This is a genomic window from Bradyrhizobium sp. USDA 4011, from assembly GCF_054063415.1.
In genome coordinates, this window is the sequence record NZ_JBSSGG010000001.1 from 5,483,676 (window position 1) to 5,504,316 (window position 20,641).

The 20,641-nt window shown below is 64.7% G+C and carries 15 protein-coding genes, 1 tRNA gene and 2 pseudogenes; 8 read left to right on the top strand and 10 right to left on the bottom strand.

The window, feature by feature from the left end; genetic code table 11:
* Positions 1-69: 69 nt before the first annotated feature.
* The gene (gltB, locus tag ACVW1C_RS25755; RefSeq protein WP_456760798.1) at positions 70-4,833 is read right to left on the bottom strand and encodes a glutamate synthase large subunit; all 4,764 of its coding nucleotides are present in this window, start codon (positions 4,831-4,833) and stop codon (positions 70-72) included.
* 471 nt (positions 4,834-5,304) lie between these two features.
* On the opposite strand from gltB, the gene ACVW1C_RS25760 reads away from it, so the two are divergent.
* Positions 5,305-6,105 (top strand): hypothetical protein, encoded by an 801-nt coding sequence (locus ACVW1C_RS25760; protein WP_456760799.1) that lies wholly within the window; start codon positions 5,305-5,307, stop codon positions 6,103-6,105.
* Positions 6,106-6,359: 254 nt separating this feature from the next.
* On the opposite strand, the gene ACVW1C_RS25765 is transcribed toward ACVW1C_RS25760, so the two are convergent.
* Entirely contained in the window at positions 6,360-6,836 is a 477-nt protein-coding gene (locus ACVW1C_RS25765) for an Hsp20 family protein (protein WP_456760800.1), read from the bottom strand.
* A gap of 222 nt (positions 6,837-7,058) precedes the next feature.
* On the opposite strand from ACVW1C_RS25765, the gene ACVW1C_RS25770 reads away from it, so the two are divergent.
* Entirely contained in the window at positions 7,059-8,006 is a 948-nt protein-coding gene (locus ACVW1C_RS25770; RefSeq protein WP_456760801.1) for an alpha/beta fold hydrolase, read from the top strand.
* Between the two features lie 63 nt (positions 8,007-8,069).
* Here the strand turns inward: ACVW1C_RS25770 and ACVW1C_RS25775 are convergent, their stop codons facing one another.
* Both ACVW1C_RS25775 and ACVW1C_RS25780 read right to left on the bottom strand, forming a co-directional pair.
* Positions 8,070-8,729, bottom strand: a complete 660-nt coding sequence (locus ACVW1C_RS25775; protein WP_456760802.1) for a hypothetical protein — start codon at positions 8,727-8,729, stop codon at positions 8,070-8,072.
* 61 nt (positions 8,730-8,790) lie between these two features.
* A pseudogene (locus ACVW1C_RS25780) lies at positions 8,791-10,591 on the bottom strand (adenylate/guanylate cyclase domain-containing protein).
* A 235-nt stretch (positions 10,592-10,826) separates the two neighbouring features.
* On the opposite strand from ACVW1C_RS25780, the gene ACVW1C_RS25785 reads away from it, so the two are divergent.
* Complete coding sequence (locus tag ACVW1C_RS25785; protein WP_456760803.1) at positions 10,827-11,462, top strand: LysE family translocator; 636 nt, start codon at positions 10,827-10,829, stop codon at positions 11,460-11,462.
* 4 nt (positions 11,463-11,466) lie between these two features.
* Here ACVW1C_RS25785 and ACVW1C_RS25790 read toward each other — a convergent pair whose 3' ends face one another.
* Positions 11,467-12,219, bottom strand: coding sequence for a sulfite exporter TauE/SafE family protein (locus ACVW1C_RS25790; protein WP_456760804.1), 753 nt, complete (start codon positions 12,217-12,219; stop codon positions 11,467-11,469).
* Between the two features lie 91 nt (positions 12,220-12,310).
* On the opposite strand from ACVW1C_RS25790, the gene ACVW1C_RS25795 reads away from it, so the two are divergent.
* The gene (locus tag ACVW1C_RS25795) at positions 12,311-13,204 is read left to right on the top strand and encodes a LysR family transcriptional regulator (RefSeq protein ID WP_456760805.1); all 894 of its coding nucleotides are present in this window, start codon (positions 12,311-12,313) and stop codon (positions 13,202-13,204) included.
* Between the two features lie 19 nt (positions 13,205-13,223).
* Positions 13,224-13,382 (top strand): hypothetical protein, encoded by a 159-nt coding sequence (locus tag ACVW1C_RS25800; RefSeq protein WP_456760806.1) that lies wholly within the window; start codon positions 13,224-13,226, stop codon positions 13,380-13,382.
* A gap of 58 nt (positions 13,383-13,440) precedes the next feature.
* On the opposite strand, the pseudogene ACVW1C_RS25805 reads toward ACVW1C_RS25800, so the two are convergent.
* The 3 genes and pseudogenes from ACVW1C_RS25805 to ACVW1C_RS25815 all read right to left on the bottom strand — a co-directional run.
* A pseudogene (locus ACVW1C_RS25805) lies at positions 13,441-13,799 on the bottom strand (Bug family tripartite tricarboxylate transporter substrate binding protein); the annotation flags it as partial.
* A gap of 86 nt (positions 13,800-13,885) precedes the next feature.
* Positions 13,886-14,665 (bottom strand): histidinol-phosphatase, encoded by a 780-nt coding sequence (hisN, locus tag ACVW1C_RS25810; RefSeq protein WP_456760807.1) that lies wholly within the window; start codon positions 14,663-14,665, stop codon positions 13,886-13,888.
* A gap of 569 nt (positions 14,666-15,234) precedes the next feature.
* Positions 15,235-16,122, bottom strand: coding sequence for an N-formylglutamate amidohydrolase (locus ACVW1C_RS25815; protein ID WP_456760808.1), 888 nt, complete (start codon positions 16,120-16,122; stop codon positions 15,235-15,237).
* A 305-nt stretch (positions 16,123-16,427) separates the two neighbouring features.
* Here ACVW1C_RS25815 and cpdR point away from each other — a divergent pair, with 305 nt between their 5' ends.
* Together cpdR and ACVW1C_RS25825 are read left to right on the top strand one after the other, a co-directional pair.
* Entirely contained in the window at positions 16,428-16,787 is a 360-nt protein-coding gene (gene cpdR, locus ACVW1C_RS25820; protein WP_456763173.1) for a cell cycle two-component system response regulator CpdR, read from the top strand.
* A gap of 79 nt (positions 16,788-16,866) precedes the next feature.
* Positions 16,867-16,941, top strand: a tRNA-Val gene (locus ACVW1C_RS25825).
* Between the two features lie 639 nt (positions 16,942-17,580).
* On the opposite strand, the gene ACVW1C_RS25830 is transcribed toward ACVW1C_RS25825, so the two are convergent.
* Both ACVW1C_RS25830 and ACVW1C_RS25835 read right to left on the bottom strand, forming a co-directional pair.
* Positions 17,581-18,417: a hypothetical protein gene (locus tag ACVW1C_RS25830; RefSeq protein WP_456760809.1), complete on the bottom strand. Its 837-nt coding sequence runs from the start codon at positions 18,415-18,417 to the stop codon at positions 17,581-17,583.
* The gene (locus tag ACVW1C_RS25835; RefSeq protein ID WP_456760810.1) at positions 18,414-19,988 is read right to left on the bottom strand and encodes a putative bifunctional diguanylate cyclase/phosphodiesterase; all 1,575 of its coding nucleotides are present in this window, start codon (positions 19,986-19,988) and stop codon (positions 18,414-18,416) included. Before ACVW1C_RS25835 ends, ACVW1C_RS25830 begins: the two co-directional genes overlap by 4 nt.
* A 186-nt stretch (positions 19,989-20,174) precedes the next feature.
* Here ACVW1C_RS25835 and ACVW1C_RS25840 point away from each other — a divergent pair, with 186 nt between their 5' ends.
* Complete coding sequence (locus tag ACVW1C_RS25840) at positions 20,175-20,489, top strand: hypothetical protein (protein ID WP_456760811.1); 315 nt, start codon at positions 20,175-20,177, stop codon at positions 20,487-20,489.
* The last annotated feature ends 152 nt before the right edge of the window (positions 20,490-20,641 follow it).

Here is a 20,641-nt window from a genome sequence, read left to right on the forward strand (position 1 = left end):
GTCTCGAAGTGCTTTGGCGAGATTCCGGGCTCGCGCCGATGGCGCGCCCCGGAATGACGCCCGGTGATATTACGCGCCGATCGCGATTTTCGGCTCGGCGTCGGCGTTGGCCTTCATTTCCTTCAGCGCGCGGCGGTACTCCACCGGCATCACCTTACGGAATTTCGGCAGCCAGCTCTTCCAGTCGGCGAGGATCTCGGCCGCCTTCTTCGAGCCGGTCAGCTTGGCGTGACGCGTGATCAGGACATGCAGCCGCTCCACGTCGGAGTCGAGCAGGTTCTGGAACACGTCGACCCGGCCATGCGCCTCGAGATCGCCGGAGTGATGATAGGTGCCTTCGTTGATCATCTCCTCCGACAGCACCGGCTCCAGCTCGACCATCGCGAGATTGCAGAGCTTGTTGAAGTCGCCGCTCTCGTCCAGCACATAGGCGATGCCGCCGGACATGCCGGCCGCGAAGTTGCGCCCGGTCTTGCCGAGCACCACCACGATGCCACCGGTCATGTACTCGCAGCAATGGTCGCCGGCGCCTTCGACGACCGCGACCGCGCCGGAGTTGCGCACCGCGAAGCGCTCGCCGGCGATGCCGCGGAAGTAGCACTCGCCAGCGATCGCCCCGTACATCACGGTGTTGCCGACAATGATCGATTCTTCCGGCACGATGCCGGAGTTCTTCGGCGGCTTGACGATGATGCAGCCGCCCGAGAGGCCCTTGCCGACATAGTCGTTGCCTTCACCCTCGAGCTCGAAGGTGACGCCCTTGGCGAGCCAGGCGCCGAACGCCTGTCCCGCCGTGCCCTTCAGGCCGACATGGATGGTGTCGAGCGGAAGGCCGGCATGACCGTAGATCTTGGCCACCGCGCCCGACAGCATCGCGCCGGCGGAACGGTCGGTGTTGTTGATCTCTTCCTCGATCTTGACCGGCGCGCCGCGATCGAGCGCGGCTTGCGCCTTCTCGATCAGCCGGCGGTCGAGCACGGCTTCCAGATGGTGGTTCTGGCCCTCCGAGTGATAGATCGTCTGGCCCTTATCCTCCTTCTGCCGCACGAACAGCTTGGAGAAATCGAGGCCCTTGGCCTTCCAGTGCGAGACCAGCGCGGTCTGGTCCAGCATCTGGACCTGGCCGACCATCTCGTCGAACGTCTTGAAGCCGAGCTGCGCCATGATCTCGCGTACTTCCTCGGCGACGAAGAAGAAGTAGTTGATGACGTGCTCGGGCTGGCCGGTGAAGCGCTTGCGCAGCACCGGATCCTGGGTCGCAACCCCGACCGGGCAGGTGTTGAGGTGGCACTTGCGCATCATGATGCAGCCCGCTGCGATCAGCGGCGCGGTGGCGAAGCCGAACTCGTCGGCCCCGAGCAGCGCGCCGATCACGACGTCACGGCCGGTGCGGAAGCCGCCGTCGACCTGGACCGCGATCCGGCTGCGCAGCCGCTGGCGCACCAGCGTCTGATGGGTTTCGGCAAGGCCGATCTCCCACGGCGAGCCGGCATGCTTGATCGAGGTCAGGGGCGAAGCACCGGTGCCACCCTCGAAGCCCGCGATGGTCACATGATCGGCGCGTGCCTTGGCGACGCCGGCGGCAACCGTGCCGACACCGACTTCGGACACCAGCTTGACCGAGACCTGGCCGTCCGGATTGACGTTCTTGAGGTCGTAGATCAGCTGGGCAAGGTCTTCGATCGAGTAGATATCGTGATGCGGCGGCGGCGAGATCAGGCCGACACCCGGCGTCGAATGCCGGACGCGCGCGATCGTCGCGTCGACCTTGTGGCCGGGCAACTGGCCGCCTTCGCCGGGCTTGGCACCCTGCGCCATCTTGATCTGCATCATGTCGGAATTGACGAGATATTCCGTCGTCACGCCGAACCGGCCCGAGGCGACCTGCTTGATCGCCGAGCGCATCGAATCGCCGTTGGGCAGCGGCTTGAAGCGGTCGGATTCCTCGCCGCCTTCGCCGGTGTTCGACTTGCCGCCGATCCGGTTCATCGCGATCGCGAGCGTGGTGTGCGCCTCGCGCGAGATCGAGCCGAACGACATCGCGCCGGTCGAGAACCGCTTGACGATGTCCTTGGCCGGCTCGACGTCCTCGAGCTTGACCGGCTTGCGCTTGTCGTCCTCGGCGCTCTTGATCCGGAACAAGCCGCGCAGCGTCAACAGACGCTCCGACTGTTCGTTGAGGATCTTGGCGAATGCCCGGTAGCGCTCCAGCGAGTTGCCGCGCACGGCATGCTGCAGCGTCGAGACCGATTCCGCGGTCCAGGCATGGTCTTCGCCGCGGGTGCGGTAGGCATATTCGCCGCCGACATCGAGCGCGCTCTTGTAGATCTGGCCGTCGCCGAACGCATCGGTGTGGCGCCGCACGGTCTCTTCGGCGATCTCGCCGAGACCGACGCCCTCGATCCTTGTGTGGGTGCCGGCGAAATACTTGGCGACGAAGTCCGCCTTGAGGCCGACCGCATCGAAGATCTGCGCGCCGCAATAGGACTGGTAGGTCGAGATGCCCATCTTGGACATCACCTTGAGCAGACCCTTGCCGATCGACTTGATATAGCGCTTGACGATCTCGTAGTCGTCGAGCGCGCCGGGCAGCCGATCCTTCATCGCGAGGATGGTTTCGAACGCGAGATAGGGGTTGATCGCTTCGGCGCCGTAGCCGGCGAGGCAGGCGAAGTGATGCACTTCGCGCGGCTCACCGGATTCCACGACGAGGCCGACCGAGGTGCGCAGGCCGGTGCGGATCAGATGATGATGCACGGCGGCGCAGGCGAGCAGCGACGGGATCGGAATCCGGTCGGTGCCGGTCATGCGGTCCGACAGGATGATGATGTTGATGCCCTCGCGCACCGCGCCCTCGGCGCGGGCGCAGAGCTCGTCGAGCACCTGCTCCATGCCCGCCGCGCCGAATCCGGCGTGGAAGGTGGTGTCGAGCGTGCGCGACTTGAAGTGGGTCTCGGGAACGTCGGAGATCGAGCGGATCTTTTCCAGATCCGCATCGGTCAGGATCGGCTGCCGCACTTCGAGGCGCTGGGTCGAGGCGACGCCCTGCAGGTCGAACAGGTTCGGCCGCGGCCCGATGATCGAGACGAGGCTCATCACGATCTCTTCGCGGATCGGGTCGATCGGCGGGTTCGTCACCTGCGCGAAGTTCTGCTTGAAGTAGGTGAAAAGCTGCTTCGGCTTGTCCGACAGCGCCGAGATCGGCGTGTCGTTGCCCATCGAGCCGGCTGCCTCCTCACCGGTGGCCGCCATCGGCGTCATCAGGATGGTGATGTCTTCCTGGCTGTAGCCGAACGCCTGCTGGCGATCGAGCAGCGGCAGGTTGGAGCGCACGCCCTTGGCCGGCGCATCCGGCAGTTCCTCGAGCTGGATCTGGGTGCGGTGCAGCCAGTCACTATAAGGATGGCTCTTGGCGAGGTCGGCCTTGATCTCGTCGTCGGGAATCAGTCGACCCTGCTCGAGGTCGACGAGCAGCATCTTGCCGGGCTGCAGCCGCCACTTGGTGACGATCTGGTCCTCCGGAATCTTCAGCACGCCCATTTCGGACGCCATCACGATGCGGTCGTCCTTGGTGACGAGGTAGCGCGCCGGGCGCAGGCCGTTGCGGTCGAGCGTCGCGCCGATCTTGCGGCCGTCGGTGAAGGCGATCGCGGCGGGGCCGTCCCACGGCTCCATCAGCGCGGCGTGATATTCGTAGAAGGCGCGGCGTTGCTCATCCATCAGGGGATTGCCGGCCCACGCTTCCGGAATCATCATCATCACGGCATGCGGCAGCGAGTAGCCGCCCTGCACCAGGAATTCGAGCGCGTTGTCGAAGCAGGCGGTGTCGCTCTGGCCTTCATAGGAGATCGGCCACAGGCGGCTGATGTCCTTGCCGTAGAGCTCCGAATGCACGGAAGCCTGCCGCGCCGCCATCCAGTTGACGTTGCCGCGCAGCGTGTTGATTTCGCCGTTATGGGCGATCATCCGGTAGGGGTGCGCGAGCGACCAGGTCGGGAAGGTGTTGGTCGAGAAGCGCTGATGCACCAGCGCCAGCGCGCTGTCGAAATCCGCTTCGTGCAGGTCGGGGTAGTACTTGCCAAGCTGGTCGGCGAGGAACATGCCCTTGTAGATCACGGTGCGGCACGACAGCGAGCACGGGTAATAGCCCGCCAAGCCGCGATCGCGGCGCTGATAGATCGCCTGCGAGATCGACTTGCGCAAGATGTAGAGCCGGCGCTCGAAATCGTCCTCGGTCTTGACCGCATTGTTGCGGCCGATGAAGACCTGCATGTGATAGGGCTCGGTCGGCTTCACGGTGACGCCGAGCGAGGAATTGTCCGACGGCACGTCGCGCCAGCCGAGCAGCTTGAAGCCCTCGTTCTTGATCTCGGCGGCGATGATGCTCTTGATCACGTTCCGCCACGCGGCATCGCGCGGCATGAACAGCGCGCCGATGGCGTATTCGCCGGGCTTCGGCAGCTTGAAGCCGAGCTCCGAGGTCTTGCGCGCGAAGAAGGCGTGCGGGATCTGCACCAGGATGCCGGCGCCGTCACCGGCGCGCGGGTCGGCGCCGACGGCGCCACGATGCTCGAGGTTGCACAGGATGCTCAGCGCGTCGGAGACGATCTGGTGCGACTTCTGGCCTTTGATGTTGGCGATGAAGCCGACGCCGCAGGAGTCCTTTTCGAGGCTCAGGTCGTATAAGCCTTCGGCCTGTGGACGCCAGGTGTGAAGCTCGGGGGTGTGCGGTCCAAAGGACGCATCATGCGCGGCATCGGCGGCTTTCGAGTCCGCGGTCGCCGACAGCATGCCTGCCACGATGGTTTCGCGCTCGAATTCCGACCCGCTCATGTGTCCTCTCCCTTTCGTAAGGGGCCTCACCGTATTTGGCGCACCTTGGACGTTGCGGCACCCACCGGGCCACCGCTCGTCCGCCGCGAGCCGCATTTTCCTAAATTCAGGCGACGGGCGTTTCAACGTCCCCTAGGGGACGGCCCTGCCTGCAGCATTCTCGGAGCCCGGGGCGCCGAGGTTTCGTTGCAATCCCTATGCCGGAATGGCCTCGAAATTGAGACAGCTTTGCTGTCCTAACCTCGACCTTGCCAAATTTTTGTCTATCACACAAGCGCGAGGAAGTCCTCGCCCGCATGCTTGGATCGGACAGCTCGACGGGCCCGCCGCGCCCCTGATTCGAAGCAAACACGCCGTGATCTGGCCCAAGGAGGGACCAAGGACCGCCGAAATTCAAACCGAAATTTTGCCCGGCCAGCCGGCAAGAGAGCGGGAAGCTCCTTAAGGCGTGGCCAGACAGGAGTTACGGCGATGAAGTTGTTCACAGGTTCGATTGCAGCCGCCGCTCTCGCGCTCAGCGCAGCCTCGGCCCAGGCGCAGCTGGTGACATCAGTTCGGATCGGCAGCCCGGCTCTCGTCCGGGTATCCGACATGGACGGGCCCTACGCCGCCATGCCCGAGGTTCCGCCGCCGCCGCGCTTCGGCCGCGTCCCGAGCCTTTTGCCGCCGGTCGAGGTCTACACCGTGCTGCGCGAGAACGGCTATCTGCCGCTCGGCGCCCCCCGACAGCGCGGCTTCGTCTACACGATTTCGGTGATCGACCAGGGCGGCGACGACGGCCGGCTGGTGATCGACGCCCGCGACGGGCACATCATCCGCTTCACCCCGGCCTACCGGCTCGGCGACAACTACGAGGAGGAGATGAGCGCGACCTACGGCCCGGTCGGCCCGATGCCGCGGGCGATCCAGGCGAGAGTGCCGCGGCCGCCGCTCCCGATCCCGCATGTCGCGAGCCGCGTGCCGGTGCCGAAGCGGAGCCCGCTCGCGTCCAGGTCAGCGCCCGGTCCGGCGCCGGCTTCTGCCCCGGCGGCGGCCCAGGCTCCCGCGCCGGCGGCTCAGGCCGCCGTCGCCCCGACCACTGCGAGCCCGGCAACTGCACCCGCGCCGGCCGAGCAGGCCGCGGCCGCACCGAAGCCGGCCGAAACCCAGGCGGCCGCACCGCAGGCCGTCCAGCAAGCCGAGGCTCCGACCGTTGGTCAGGCCGCTCCACCGCCGCCGGCGCCTGCGATCCTGCCGACCCAGGAAATGCCGAAGGTGCAGGGACTGGAGTGATCTACGCTCTTCAAACCTCCCCTTGAAAAGGGGAGGTCGCTTTGCTCGCGAGAGCAAAGCGGGTGGGGATCTGCTCTCTCCGCGAACACTGTCGTCCGTGGCCGGACCCCCATCCCGACCTTCCCCCTTTCAGGGGGAAGGGGAAGATTGCCGGATGGAGCCAACGGCTCGCGCGAAAGCCAGCAACAAAAACGCCCCGGTTTCCCGGGGCGTTTTCGCGTCCAGCCAATATCTGCCGACGCGGGATGTGTCGCTTAGGCCGCGACCTTGTTGGCCGAGCCGTCAACCACCTGCGGGGCCTTCTCGCCGCCGCCGATCGGAATGCTGCGGGGCTTCTTGGCCTCGGGAATCTCGCGGACGAGATCGACGTGGAGCAGGCCGTTCTCGAGCGACGCGTTCTTCACCTGCACGAAGTCGGCAAGCTGGAAGACGCGCTCGAAGGCGCGGGAGGCGATGCCGCGATAGAGCACTTCGGCGCTGTTGCCGGAGTTCTCGTTGGCGGATTTCTCGCCCTTGATCGTCAGCGTGTTCTCCTTCGCGACGATCGAAAGCTCGGCCTGCGAGAAGCCGGAGACCGCAACGCTGATCCGGTAAGCATTCTCGCCGGTGCGCTCGATGTTGTAGGGGGGATAGCCGGGGCTGCCGTCCGAGGTCACCTGATCGAGCAGGCTGAAGAGGCGGTCGAAGCCGACGGTGGAACGATAAAACGGAGTGAGGTCGTAGGTACGCATAGGGGTAGTCCTCCAATGAGCGACTGTTTCAGTTACCCGCCCGCCATCGGGCCGGGCTTAGATGTGTGCAGCCTGATGTTCCGGTTCCGAAACACTGGTAGCGGCCTGCACTGAGGTGATATGGGAGGGGTCACGTCGCGTTCAAGAGGCGGAAACCGCGTCGCTTTTTTTCGGCGCCGGCGTCCTTGATTTCCACCCTGTCCCTCCACTCCGGTCTCCTGCATGACGCTCGTCTCGATCCCCGCCAACCCGGTTCCGGACGACGTTGTCAGTGGCACCATCAAGACACCGGACGGGGCCGAGCTGCGCTTCGCGCGCTGGGCGCCGCCGCCCGGCCGCAAGGGCACGGTCTGCGTGTTCGGCGGACGCGGCGAGATGATCGAGAAATATTTCGAGACGGTGCGCGACCTGCGCGACCGCGGTTTTGCGGTGGCGATGATCGACTGGCGCGGGCAAGGGCATTCGTCGCGGCGGCTGCGCGATCCACGCAAGGGTTACGTCCGCGACTTCGCCGACTACGAGGTCGACGTCGAGACCTTCGTGCAGCAGGTGGTGCTGCCGGATTGCCCGCCGCCCTATTTCGCGCTGGCGCATTCGATGGGCGGCGCGGTGATGCTGCGGATCGCGCATGCCGGCAAGCGCTGGTTCGATCGCATGGTGCTGTCGGCGCCGATGATCGACCTGCCGCGCGGGCGCGTGTCGTTCTTTCCAAGCGCGCTGCTCCGGATCATGCGACTGGCCGGGCAGGGCGGCCGCTACGTTCCGGGCAGCAGCGACGAACTGGTCGGCCTCGCGCCCTTCATTGGTAATCCCGTGACCAGCGACCCGGTGCGCCACGCGCGCAACGCGGCGATTCTGGAAGAAGACCCGTCGCTCGGCATCGCTGCGCCGACGATCGCCTGGGCCGACACCGCATTCACCGCGATGCGCACTTTTCGCGGCATGTCGTATCCGTCCGAAATCCGCCAGCCGATCCTGATGCTGGCGGCGAGCAATGACGAGGTGGTGTCGACGGCGGCGATCGAGGAGTTCGCCTACCATCTGCGCGCCGGTTCGCATCTCGTGATCGCCGGCTCCAAGCACGAGATCCTGCAGGAGCAGGATCGCTACCGCGGGCAATTCTGGGCGGCGTTCGACGCCTTCGTGCCGGGCACGCCGCTGTTCAAGTGAACGATAGCGTTTTCGAGCGAAGTGGATACCGGTTCGCGTGAAGAAAACGCGTCAAAAAGAAATCTAGCCCTCCAGCAGCGCGACGATCCGGTCGGGAAAGCGCTTTTCGACGAACAAGGTCCGGACCTCGGCGACGCTGAGATAGCGGTCCTTGCCTTCGCCCTTGCCCATGATGTCGAGCAGCACCGGCCACTCGCCGAGCATCAGCAGCGGATAGTAGCAGTGCAGGATCGCGTAGGACGGCGGGTGTTCGTCCTTGGCGCGCTGGAAGTTCGCTGCCATGAACGTCTTGATCTCGGAGGCCGACAGTCCGCGTTCGACGCTGCCGTCGGGGGCCTTGTGGTCCGTGCCGAAGGTGGCGAGCCGCGCGATCTCGTCCTCATGCACGACGGCATGCTGATCGAGGATGCGCGAGCCGGCGCCGTGCTTGTCGAGCGGGCCATTGCGCAACTCGTCGAGGATCGCGCCCTGCAACAGGCTGCGAATCTGGCTGAACGGACCGATGCCGTTGGCCATCTGCGCGACCATGAAGATCTTGGCGCCGGCGCTGAGCGCCGGAAGGCCGGTCTTGCCGGTGGCGCGGTCGATGGTTTCGGTCAGCTTCGGCAGCGGCACGATATGGCCGCCGACATAGTCGCCGGCGACCAGCGCACGCAGGAACGGGCACGGATTGTCAGGGGAAACCTGCGGGGCGGGTGCCGCGCTTGCAGCCGTATCGGACATCAATCCACATCCTGAAAAAGCTTCAGCTTAAAAAGCATCCATTACCGGTGGATGAATTCGCTCAGGAATCGGCGGCGAATTTCGAGTTGGATGCAACCAGAGCGAGTTTGCCGAAGGGGAGGCCGGCTTTCAAGAGGCCTTCGCGATAGAGCGCGATGTCGGCCGGGTTCTTCCAGTGGAAATTGCGCAAGTGACGTTCGACCGTGAGGTCGGGATGATTGGCGAGCAGCGCCTCGGCGGCCTGCGCGGCTTCGTCGGCGCGGGCCGAGCTGGGCGAGTGCCGCGGCGCGCACCGCAAGGCCCTGCAGGTGGTTCGGGTTGAGATAGAGCGTTTCGCGCGACCATGACAGCGATGCGTCGTACTGTCCGAGCAGGTAATGGCTGAACGCGTTCAAAGCTCCCCATTGGTAGCGCGGGTCGCTGTTGCCGCGCTGGACCGCCGTCGAGAACAGATCGACCGCCTTGCGATGATCGCCGATCACCATGTGGCAGATTCCAAGCACGCCGCGGGCGCCCATGTCGTAGGGGTTGAGCTCGATCGCCCGCTTGATGGCGTCCATCGCGGCTTCGTAGTGGCCCTGCATCGCATGCAGATAGGCCAGCAGCGAAAACGCGAACGAGGAGCGCGGGTCGAGCCGGACGCTGCTCTCGGCCAGGCTGACCGACGAGGCCCACAATTCGCGTGTGCTTCGAATCCAGCCGAACTGGATACTCTGGATCTGGATCAGCGCGAGATAGGCGCGCGCGATCGACAACGCGGGGTCGAGCTCGATCGCCTCCTTGAACAGCGCGATCGCGGTTTCGCAATCGTCCTTGGTCTGGTGATAGTAGTGCGACAGACCTTTCAGGAAGCGATCCCACGCGGTCAGTTCGGCGTTCGGCGAGCGCGCCGGTGCCGAGGCCTCGGCACGGTAGATCTCCTGGGCCACCGCGGCGGAGAGGTTGGCGGTGATCTCGTCCTGCATCGCGAACAGGTCGCCCATGTCGCGGTCGTAGCGGCCGGTCCACAGCTGCTCGCCCTTCTCGGGCGCGATCAGCTCGGCGGAGACGCGGATCTTGTTGCCGGCGCGGCGCACCGAGCCCTGGATCAGGTAGGTCGCGTCGATTTCGCGCGCGATCAGGCGGGTCGAGACATTCTTGCCCTTGTAGGCGAAGGTCGAGTTGCGGCTCAGCACGCGGTAGAAGGATTGCAGCGACAGCGCGTGGATCAGATCCTCGGTCAGGCCGTCGGAGAAATATTCGTCGGCGCCGCCGCTCAGATTATCGAACGGCAGCACGCCGACGATCGCGGTCCGGTATTGTCCCGGCAGATGCGGGCCGTCATCCGGCGTCTTCTCCTGGAGATCGGATCCGGCCGGCGCCCAGGTCCAGACATGGACCGGTTCAGCGATGTTCTTGAAGCGGTGCGGGCCGGCATCGACCAGGGTGACGGCAAGCCGCCGCCCTGACTCGGTGCGCGCCTTGTCCGACACCGCGATGCCGCCGGGCACGGCAACGGTCTCGAGGCGGACCGCGATGTTGACGTCGTCGCCGAACACCTCGTCCTCGTCGGCCATGACGTCGCCCATGTGGACGCCCATCCGGAAGTGCATGGCGCGGTCGGCCGGCAGATGTTCGTTGCGCTCGGCCATCAGGGTCTGCATCGCGACGGCAGCCTCGATCGCGCCGATGATGCTCGGAAATTCCAGCAGGAAGCCGTCGCCGGTGTTTTTGACGATTCGGCCGCCATGGTTGAGGATGATCGGGTAGATCGCGCTGCGATGCGCCTTGAACGAGGCATGCGTCCCCGCCTCGTCGACACCCATCATGCGGGAGTAGCCGGCGATATCAGCGCAAAGAATGGCAGCGAGCCGTCTTTCCATGTCTCCTGTGCCCTGGAATTGGCCACTTAGCCGAGGTGACCGAATCCGATACTTACAAGACAGGTCGGGTCCGGCGGAAGCTCGGTTTACGGGCACCTATAATGCATAGTAGCAGGAATTGGCATGCGACCAACGGATCGTACCGTCCGTTTCTCTACTGAATTCGTGTGTCGCTGGGATGGCGCAGGTTGGCTGACGGTCCTTCGGTTTACTTACATAGGTTAATGTGGCCGAGATGCTGGGAATTCACGAGCTTTGGCTGTTTGTCCTGTCCGGGCTGCTGCTCAACGTCACGCCGGGACCGGATACCGCTTATATCATAGGGCGCACGATTCAGCACGGATGGCGCGGCGGCGCCGCTGCGGCGATCGGTATCAGTTGCGGCTGCCTAGTCCACGTGCTGGGCGCGGCGATCGGGCTGTCGGCGCTGCTGATGGCGTCGTCCACCGCGTTTCTGGCCGTCAAGCTGATCGGCGCGGCCTATCTGGTGCTGACCGGGCTGCAGATGCTGCTGTCGCGCGCCAAGCCGATCGCGGAGATCGCCGGGCGAGGTGACGAGACCTCGATCTCGCGTGTGTTCTGGCAGGGGGCGCTGACCAACATCCTCAACCCCAAGGTGGCGCTGTTCTTCCTGGCATTCCTGCCGCAGTTCGTGGCGGCAGACTCAGCCCACAAGACGCTCGCCTTCCTGGTGCTCGGGCTGATCTTCATCACCGGCGGCACGCTGTGGTGCCTCGGCCTCGCGGCCTTTGCGGCGCGGGCTGCCGGCCGCATCCGGCGATCGACCGGCGTGATCGCCTGGATCAACCGTTCGCTCGGCGCGCTCTTCATCTATCTCGGCGTCCGCGTTGCCATGCTGGAGGCGCGCTAGGTTCTTAGCCGTGGATATTGAGCAGCGCGCCGCCGGCCAGATAGATGCCGAGCAGGATCATCGAGATCAGGAACCAGCGGCGGAAGACGTCCGGCTGCATCCGTGTGCGGACCGCCTGGCCGACGAACATGCCGGTGAACGACGCCACCATCGCCACCGCGCCCGGCAGCGCGGTGGCCGCGGTCAGCAGGCCCGAGGCCGTAAGATTGAAGGCGAGTGCGATGGTCGCGGTGGTGAAGAAGACGCCGAGCGCCTGTACCAGTTCGTCCCGCTCCATGCCGATCGCCTGCATGAACGGCATCGAGGGAATGACCTGGACGCCGGTTGCCGCCGAGATCAGCCCGGTGATGACGCCGACGATGCCGCCGATCCATGTCTCGTGGCGCCGCGCGACCTTGAAGTTGAATCTGCTCAGGCCGACGATCGCGTAGATCACCAGCAGCGCGCCGAGCACCACGGTGCCGTAGGCTGCGTAAGGACCGGTCAATAGCCCGGCATTGATCCAGATTCCGACCACGGTGCCGAGCATCAGCGGCCACAACCGCTTGAGGATGTCGCGCAGATACGGGCCGACGAAGGTCTGCCAGATATTGGTGACAATCGCCGGCACGATCACGATCGCGATCGCCTGGCCCGGCGCCATCGTGGTTGCCAGCAGTCCCATCGCGACCGTCGGCAGACCGAGGCCGAGTGTCCCCTTGACGAAACCGGCGAGCAGAAATGCGAAAGCGATGAAGATCAGGAGATGGTCGACCATGGCGGCACATTGACCGATCGAGCCGATCGGCACAATCTGGAGGTTACGGAGTTAGCCTTCGGATCGTCCGAAGGGCGGGGCGGGAGACGTCATGCGGTTCGACCTGATCGACTTGCAATTGTTCATCGCGGTGGCGGATGCACGCAGCATCACCCAGGGCGCGGCGCGCGCAAACCTTGCGCTAGCCTCGGCCAGCGAGCGGATCAAGGGCCTCGAGGAGGCGCTCGGCGTCGCGCTGCTCAAGCGCGGCCGCCGCGGCGTCGAACTGACGGCGGCAGGCGAGAGCCTGCTCGGTCACGCGCGGATCGTGATGCATAATGTCGAGGCCCTGCAGAGTGATCTCGCCGCCTATGCCAGCGGCGTCCGTGCCAATGTGCTGCTGCTCGCCAACACCTCGGGCCTCTCGGAGCATCTGCCGCGGGCGCTGGCGGCGTTCCTGCACGGACATCCCGACATCAGCGTCGACGTCGAGGAGCGTGAGAGCACCGATATCGCGACAGCGATCGCGAGCGGCGCCGCCGATCTCGGCTTCGCCGCCGAACATGCGCTGCCCGACAGCGTCGAACGCTTCCTGTTCAGCGAGGACCGCCTGATGCTGGTGGCGTCGCGCCGCGGCGATCTCGGCGGCCGCCGCCAGATCGACTTCCAGGAGGTGGTCGGCCGCGATTTCGTCGGCCTCACGGCGACGTCGGCGCTGCAGGTCCATATTTCGCGGCACGCGGCAAAACTTGGTGCGCGGTTGCGCTTCCGCGCCCGCCTGCGCGGCTTCGACGCCATCTGCCAGATGGTCGCCGCCGATGTCGGCATCGCGGTGATCCCGGAAACCGCGGCGCGACGCTGTGCGGCGGCGATGCCGATCACGACGATCCGGATCCGCGACGCCTGGGCCAACCGCCGGCTGACCATCTGCGCGCGCAGCTTCAAGGCATTGCCGCGCGCGGCCAAGCAGCTGGTGGAATATCTGCGGGCCGAAGCGCAGCGCTGACGAAGCCGAGGAGACTGCAATGCTCAGGGTCTGGGGACGGCGCAGTTCGTTCAACGTGCAGAAGGTGATGTGGCTGATCGGCGAGCTCGATCTGGCGCATGAGCACATCGATGCCGGCGGCGCATTCGGCGGGCTCGACTATTGGTCTTGCTTCGCCGTCACCACGCCGGCGTCCTGAATCACCTTTGCCCATTTCTTGATATCGGCGGCGATGAAGTCGCGAAAGTGCTCCGGCATGTCGCGACCAGCGTCACCGGCACGAGATCCTTCAGCGTGTCGTAGGCGACCTTCTCCATGCTCGGGCTGATCGCCAGCGCGCCGGCGCTCGCGATCGCAACCGTGTAGCCGTCGGGTGCGGCCTTGGCGACCGCATCGGTGCCGAGCACGCCGCCCTGGCCGGCGCGGTTGTCATGATCGGCTGCTTCACCAGTTCCGAGATCTTCTGCCCGATCACCCGCACGATGATGTCGTTGGGCCCGCCGGGCGGGAACGGCACGATCAGCCGGATCGGCTTGGTCGGGAACTGCTAGGCGCTGGCGGTGACGGGCGCGAGAAGCAGGAGAATGGCTGCCAGCAGCCTGCCGCACATCGTCATGTCGCCCGTCCCTGACTTTTCTCGTTGCCCTAAGGATGGGCGCAGATCAATCGCCCGGCAACTCAAGAAATCAGGCGGAGCAAGGATCAGGCGTTGAGCAGCTTCATCGCGGCTTCGTGCACGCGCGGGTCACCGGCTGCGATGATGCGGCCGCCGCCTTGCGCCGGCTTGCCGTCCCAGGTGGTGACGACGCCGCCGGCGCCGGTGACGATCGGGATCAGGCCGGCAATGTCGTAGGGTTTCAGCTCGGTCTCGACCACGAGGTCCAGATGGCCGGCCGCGAGCATGCAATAGGAGTAGCAGTCGCCGCCGTAGCGCGACAGGCGCGCCGCTTGCTCGACGCGGCCGAAGCGGGCGCGGTCATCCGGATTCATCAGCAGCGGGCTGGTGGTGAAGACGGTCGCTTCCTTCAGCGAGGCGCAGCGCCGCACCGAGAGCCGCCGCTCGCCCGACGGTCCGGAGTAATGTGCCGAGCCGTTGTCGCCGGAGAAGCGCTCGCCGATATAGGGCTGGTGCATCATGCCGAATACCGGCGTACCTCTGTGCAGCAGCGCGATCAGCGTGCCCCAGATCGGAAAGCCGGCGATGAACGATTTCGTGCCGTCGATCGGATCGAGCACCCAGACATAGTCGGCGTCCTGGCGCTCATTGCCGAATTCCTCGCCGACGATGCCGTGCTGGGGGAAGTTCGCCTTGATCAGCCGCCGCATCACGGCTTCGGCGGCCCGGTCGGCCTCGGTGACCGGATCGAAATCGCTCGAGCTCTTGTTGTCGACCGAGAGTGAGGTGCGGAAGAAGGGCAGGATGGTTTCGCCGGATGCGGTCGCGAGGCGGCCGATGAAGGCGGTAAAGTCGATGACCGTCACGGCATGTCCCTGAAATGCGCAAACGACGCGATAGATACCGGATGTGCTCTTGCCTAGCTCAATCCCATGCGGCGCGCACGATTAACGGAGTGTTATCCCAGCCTGATGACGCGGTTCCGGACTTTCGATTTGGCTTCGATTCGAAAGTCCGCCTGGCTTCGGGGTGGATCACGAAGTTGCGAGTTCTGGTATACAAGCTATGCGCTGAACGCTGACTGGCCGCCGACGTTTCGTGTAAGGTGTTGATATTCAACATCTTAATTTGGCCCGCGGGCCGTGTTGCAGTTTCGCCAGACTTACCAACATTACAAAAGAAATGTTTCGAAAGTTCTTGCGTTTTGTGCAGCGCGGTCGCATATTGTTGCGGTGCGGTAGCGCCTCGCGCTATCGCTGCCCTCCTTGGGCGTTTCCTCCCTAGACTTGGGCCGCTTGTTCATTCAAGCGGCCCTTTTTTCTTTGGGCCGTTATTTCCGCGAGTGAACCGAGAATCCAATTCGCCGCCTATCGCGTCGCCAATTTGAATTCTTGGTTCATGACTTCGTCGGGACCACGGGTGGCCGACGAAGGATTTACTCCGCTGCCGCCTGGAACGGGCCGATATCTCCGAACGGAATCTTCGCGAGCGCATCCGCGAGCGACGCAAAGTCGGCCGCCACCTGGGCGAAGCGCGGTCCGCGCTCGCGTTGGCGCTCATCCATATAGACCGCGCGGTTGAGCTCGATCTGCACGGTGTGCAGGCCGCTCGCCGGGTTGCCGTAATGCTCGGTGATGAAGCCGCCGGCATAGGGCTTGTTGCGACCGACCGAATAGCCGAGCGAGCTCATCATCTCCTCGACCAGGTCGGGCAGCAGCGGCGCGCAGCTCGTGCCGTAGCGGTCGCCGATCACGACGTCCGGCCGGCGCGGCTCGTCGCGCGAGACCCCGACCGACGGCATCGAATGGCAATCGACCAAAATCACGGCACCGAACGCCTGGTGCGCCTTGTTGATCAGCCGGCGCAGTGCACGGTGATAAGGCTTGTAAAGCACCTCGATCCGCCGCAGCGCCTCGTCGACGTCGAGCCGCTCGCGGTAGATCTCCTGGCCGTCGCCCACCACGCGCGGGATAGTGCCGAGGCCGCCGGCCACCCGCATCGAGCGCGTGTTGGCAAAGCTCGGCAGCCGCCCGGTGAACATGCGCGGGTCGAGCTCATAGGGCTCGCGGTTCACGTCGACATAGGAACGCGGGAAGTTGACCCGGATGATCGGAAAGCCGCGATCGCTCAATCCGGCGATCAATTCGTCCATGAAGGAGTCTTCGGAGCGGCGCAGCGCCGCCACGTCGATTCGCGACGCCTCGAGGAACTCGGCCGGGTAGGCCGAGCCCGAATGCGGGGAATTGAAGATGATCGGTGCACGCCAGGCCTGCGGCTCAACGATCTCGAACGGGGGCGACAACTCGCCAGCAAATTCGGTCATTCCCTTGGCGCCGTCCCTTGCGTCCGCCTCGCCCCGCAAGAACTGATTCTGCCGGAAAGGCGGAGATTTATGGGCGGGCATTGTCGGTAATCGCGATCATTCTGCCAAGTGAAAAGAGCGTGGCGCGGGCTGGAACGCGTCTTGAAGGCGGCAAATGCCGTACGAGGTTGATTCGATGCGTGGTTCGGTCCACAACTGGCTGGCGCGCATTTGCCGCTGGCTTGACGCAAATTTCACCCGAAATTTACCGTCTGTCGGGCTTACTGTTCGGACTGCTCCTCAAGCCGGATTCGACGATCCCTGCCATGCCGAAAATTCTTCTCGCCGAAGACGACACCGATATGCGCCGCTTTCTGGTCAAGGCACTGGAAAATGCGGGTTTCAAGGTCTCGCCGCACGACAACGGCATGTCGGCCTATCAGCGGCTGCGTGAGGAGCCGTTCGAAATGCTGCTCACCGACATCGTGATGCCCGAGATGGACGGCATCGAGCTGGCGCGCCGTGCCACGGAACTCGATCCCGATATCAAGATCATGTTCATCACCGGCTTTGCCGCGGTGGCCCTCAATTCCGATTCGGAGGCGCCGAAAAACGCCAAGGTGCTGGCCAAGCCCGTGCACCTCCGGGAATTGGTTAGCGAAGTGAATAAGTTGCTGGCGGCCTGATTCGCCAAAAAACCTTCGCTTTGCATCCTTGCCTGCCCCGCCGCCGTCCGTTATAGGGTCCCGATCCAAACATGGCTTTGGGTGCGTAGCTCAGCGGGAGAGCACTACCTTGACATGGTAGGGGTCACAGGTTCGATCCCTGTCGCACCCACCATCCTTCGCTCGCGAAGCGAGAGAAGGATGCCGCGCCGGAGCCCAAAGGGCGAAGGCGGGCCTTTGGCCGCGAGCTACGGCTCGGCAAGCCATGCTTAATTATATCTTCTTGCTCGGGGCTTCGCGTGGCGCAGCCACGCGGAGACCTTCAGGTCGAAGCGTGTCCGGCGTAGCTTGAGCTTGCGAAAGCGAAGACGGACCGTCGCCGCAAGCGAGCTGGTCCTATCGTTGCGAAGCGAGAGAAGGATGCCGCGCCGGAGCCCAAAGGGCGAAGGCGGGCCTTTGGCCGCGAGCTATGGTTCGGCAAGCCACGCCATGACGGCGGGCTTCCGATTCAACCCGTCAAACAGCTGGTTCGACGCCACCCCGGCCCCCCACGTCGTCGTCCTGGCGAAAGCCGGACCCATTACCACCGCATTCAGTGATGAACCGCATCGTGGCCCCGGCGTCGCGCAACAATTGAGATTTGGGGTAATGGGTCCTGGACGACACCGAGTCAGTTGCGCGATCGGTGAGTCATACATCCGCGTTCTCGCGACATGATTTGTCCGAGTCTTGCCTTTCGTCTCTCTCTCGCGCGTGCTCTCTCTTGAAGAAGGCGCGGGGAAAGCCGGGTGGCCGATCGCACCCACAAGGTCGGTCAGTGCTGCAGGTTCCTGCCGCTCCAGGGTGAGGGCCGCGCCGGCGCGGCCGCGGCACCGACCAGCGGACGCCGATTCCAGTCCAGCACGGAGTCGCTGTGCAGCTGCTCGACGACCCAGAGGAAATAGACCGAGGCGGGAATGCCGATCAGGTCGAAGACGAGCATCGATCCGCTGCCGTGAGTCGTCGCGTCAATGAGATGGATCAGCGCGCAGGAGAAGAAGACGCCCGCCAATGCGGCCCCCGACAGCGACCACACACCGGTCGCCAGATAGCGGCGCACCTGATGGTCAGCCAGATACCAGCCGACCAGGCCGTAGGTCACGGTGACGAACACATTGGCGTAGAACGTCGCCGAGGCAACGTCGATCCAGGTGCTCGGAGACGCCACACGCGCGGCAAGCTCGGCCGACGTGCAAAGGAACGGCACGTTTGCGCCGGGCTGGGCCATCGCCCAGGCCGCCAGCCAGCCCGCCGTCATGGCGAAGCCGCCGACCAGCAACATCGCGCGATGCGGCGAGAGGGCGATCAATCGCTCGCCCTGGCCACCCAATATCGTCTCGAACCGCAGGAACACAAATGTCAAACCTGCCGGCAGTCCGAGCAGGTTGACGGCGAGCATCGACCAGGACACGCTTTCGCCCTGCAGCACCTGGAAGCCGTGCACCAGATGATGCGGGCCGCAGCTCGCAGCCATCATCGAAAATCCGATGCCGAAGCGGGACCAGCCGCGGTAACGATGCAGGCTGACCGTCTCCCAGGCCGACAACAGCCCAAGGCCCGCGTAAGCCAGCCCGATCGCCAGATTGCTGAGACCAATGACGAGATACATCATCGCGAGACCGTCGCCTTGGTGCCCATGGGAGCTCCGATGTGATCGAGGAATTCGTCGATGAAATAATGATGGCCGCGCCGCACCGGTCCTTCCACCGGCTGCGCGGCGTGCAGCGCGCGTCCCGAACTCGGATGCCAGAGTGCCCTGGTCAGCATCGGCGCGATCTGTTCGGCGGCAACCGGCCGCGAAAAGAAATAGCCCTGGGCAACGTCGCAACCCATGCGGAGCAGCATTGCGGCCTGCTCACGTCGTTCGACGCCCTCGGCGATGGCGTGCTTGCCCATCGCGTAGGCCAGGCTCAGGATCGACGATACGATCGCCGTATCGCCGGGCTCGCTGCTGAGACCGTCGATGAAGCTGCGGTCGATCTTCAGGACTTCGGCCGGCATGTCGCGAAGCCGCGACAGCGATGAGTGCTCGGTGCCGAAATCGTCGATCGCGACGAACACGCCGAGCTGCCGGATCTGATCGAGCACCTGGACGACCTCCTCCGGGGCGCTCATCATGACGCTTTCGGTGATTTCGAGACACAGGGCGGCCGGATCGACATCGGTGCTGGCGAGAGTCTGGCCGAGCTCCTGGATGAAGGTCGGCTCCGCGATCTCGCGCGGCGACACGTTCACGGTCATGGCGAGCGGGCAGCCCGGCATCAGCCTCGTCCACTCGGCGAGCTGGCGACAGGATTCCTGCAGCACCTGCCGTCCGATCTTGACGATGAGCCCGCATTCCTCGGCGACGGGGATGAAGTCGGCGGGCGAGATGATGCCGCGCTCGGGATGCCGCCAGCGCACCAGCGCCTCGACGCCGACGACGCGTCCATCTTTCAGGCGGACCTGCGGCTGATACTCCACGAACAGCTGCGATTCCCGCAGCGCCGCCCGCAAATCGGATTCGATTTGAACACGCTTCTCGGCGCGGGCATGCAGCTCGTCGTTGAACTCTGCCAATCGGGCCCGGCCACGGACCTTTGCCGCGTAGAGCGCGGTGTCCGCCTCGCGCAGCAATTGTTCGGCGCACTTGGTGCCGGGCTTGCAGTGCGCGAGCCCCACGCTTGCCGATACCACGACTTCCTTGCCGGAGAGCAGGATCGGCTCCGCCAGCGCTGCAAGGATCCGCCTGCCGAGTTCCGCTCCGGAGGAATCCGAGGCGCGCGGATGAAGAACCACCATCTCGTCGCCGCCGAACCGGCTCGCCGTATCGTCCGGTCCGAGACAGCCAAGGATGCGGCGGGCCATTTCGGACAACACCTCGTCGCCGCTGCTATGGCCAAGTGAATCGTTGACGAGCTTGAAGTTGTCGAGATCGACGAACAGAACCGCGATCCGCGCGCCGTCATCGGCCTCGCACGCCAGCTCACGATCCAGCCGCTCGAGCAGCAGGCTGCGCGTCGGAAGTCCGGTCAGCTGGTCATGCGCGGCCGTGTGCATCAGGCGTGCAATGACGCCGCGCAGGCGCTCGACCTCCGAGCTTGTTCCGACCGATGGAACGGCGGGATCGCGCTCCACGCCCGAATGCCGTTCCCTGAATGCAGTCCCGAGCCGTGTTGGGATATTCGGCCGCAGCCCAGCCATTCCCGTCCCCACTATCACTATAATATCCGGTGACGGTAGGCAGTCTGGAGTTTGCAAAAGGTTGCGTGAAGGCTGCCTGCGACTTTTGCGCGATAACGATTTGCAAGATGGTTACAAATCTACGACAGGCGCGCGGCCCATTTGTTGCGACTTTCGTCGAGGGCCAAATTGCCGCCGTGCCGACGCATGGCTATTCCGAACGGGCGCCGGGGCGCGGCACGCCTCCCCGGTGAGAACTCCAGTGCTGCCGGGAGCCATGAAAATGCGGCTTGGACGGTGGACTCGTGCCGTCAGGCCGGCGGCGCCACTGAGATGTCGCCGGACGAGCGCCGAATTTCGCATGGAGTCATCTTCTCGATCTTCGAGCTCAAGGTGCATGGCTTCGTTCCGCCGGGAATCTGGAAGATCAGGGAGCAGGAGTTGGCGGTCGTGCAAGGCAGGTTCGCGAAGCATCCGCGCTTTGCGGCATGGCTCGACCGGATCGGGCAAGCCAAGGCCTAGCCGGGCGGCGTGCGATCGAGGACCGCATGCTCCGTCGCTGCTGTTGCAGCTTCCGGCGATCAGGGTCGCCCCGCCGGCATAGCGGGCGTGCTCACCGACGAATATGGTGAGCCGTTGTTACTTTCGTCATCTCGACGTTCTAATGAAAATGC

What these genes read in the sequence shown, in the direction of transcription:
- gltB (WP_456760798.1), bottom strand. Translation starts at nt 4,833, where the DNA reads ATGAGCGGGTCGGAATTCGAGCGCGAAACCATCGTGGCAGGCATGCTG.
- ACVW1C_RS25760 (WP_456760799.1), top strand. Translation starts at nt 5,305, where the DNA reads ATGAAGTTGTTCACAGGTTCGATTGCAGCCGCCGCTCTCGCGCTCAGC.
- ACVW1C_RS25765 (WP_456760800.1), bottom strand. Translation starts at nt 6,836, where the DNA reads ATGCGTACCTACGACCTCACTCCGTTTTATCGTTCCACCGTCGGCTTC.
- ACVW1C_RS25770 (WP_456760801.1), top strand. Translation starts at nt 7,059, where the DNA reads ATGACGCTCGTCTCGATCCCCGCCAACCCGGTTCCGGACGACGTTGTC.
- ACVW1C_RS25775 (WP_456760802.1), bottom strand. Translation starts at nt 8,729, where the DNA reads ATGTCCGATACGGCTGCAAGCGCGGCACCCGCCCCGCAGGTTTCCCCT.
- ACVW1C_RS25785 (WP_456760803.1), top strand. Translation starts at nt 10,827, where the DNA reads ATGCTGGGAATTCACGAGCTTTGGCTGTTTGTCCTGTCCGGGCTGCTG.
- ACVW1C_RS25790 (WP_456760804.1), bottom strand. Translation starts at nt 12,219, where the DNA reads ATGGTCGACCATCTCCTGATCTTCATCGCTTTCGCATTTCTGCTCGCC.
- ACVW1C_RS25795 (WP_456760805.1), top strand. Translation starts at nt 12,311, where the DNA reads ATGCGGTTCGACCTGATCGACTTGCAATTGTTCATCGCGGTGGCGGAT.
- ACVW1C_RS25800 (WP_456760806.1), top strand. Translation starts at nt 13,224, where the DNA reads ATGCTCAGGGTCTGGGGACGGCGCAGTTCGTTCAACGTGCAGAAGGTG.
- ACVW1C_RS25815 (WP_456760808.1), bottom strand. Translation starts at nt 16,122, where the DNA reads ATGACCGAATTTGCTGGCGAGTTGTCGCCCCCGTTCGAGATCGTTGAG.
- cpdR (WP_456763173.1), top strand. Translation starts at nt 16,428, where the DNA reads ATGCCGAAAATTCTTCTCGCCGAAGACGACACCGATATGCGCCGCTTT.
- ACVW1C_RS25830 (WP_456760809.1), bottom strand. Translation starts at nt 18,417, where the DNA reads ATGATGTATCTCGTCATTGGTCTCAGCAATCTGGCGATCGGGCTGGCT.
- ACVW1C_RS25835 (WP_456760810.1), bottom strand. Translation starts at nt 19,988, where the DNA reads ATGGCTGGGCTGCGGCCGAATATCCCAACACGGCTCGGGACTGCATTC.
- ACVW1C_RS25840 (WP_456760811.1), top strand. Translation starts at nt 20,175, where the DNA reads ATGGCTATTCCGAACGGGCGCCGGGGCGCGGCACGCCTCCCCGGTGAG.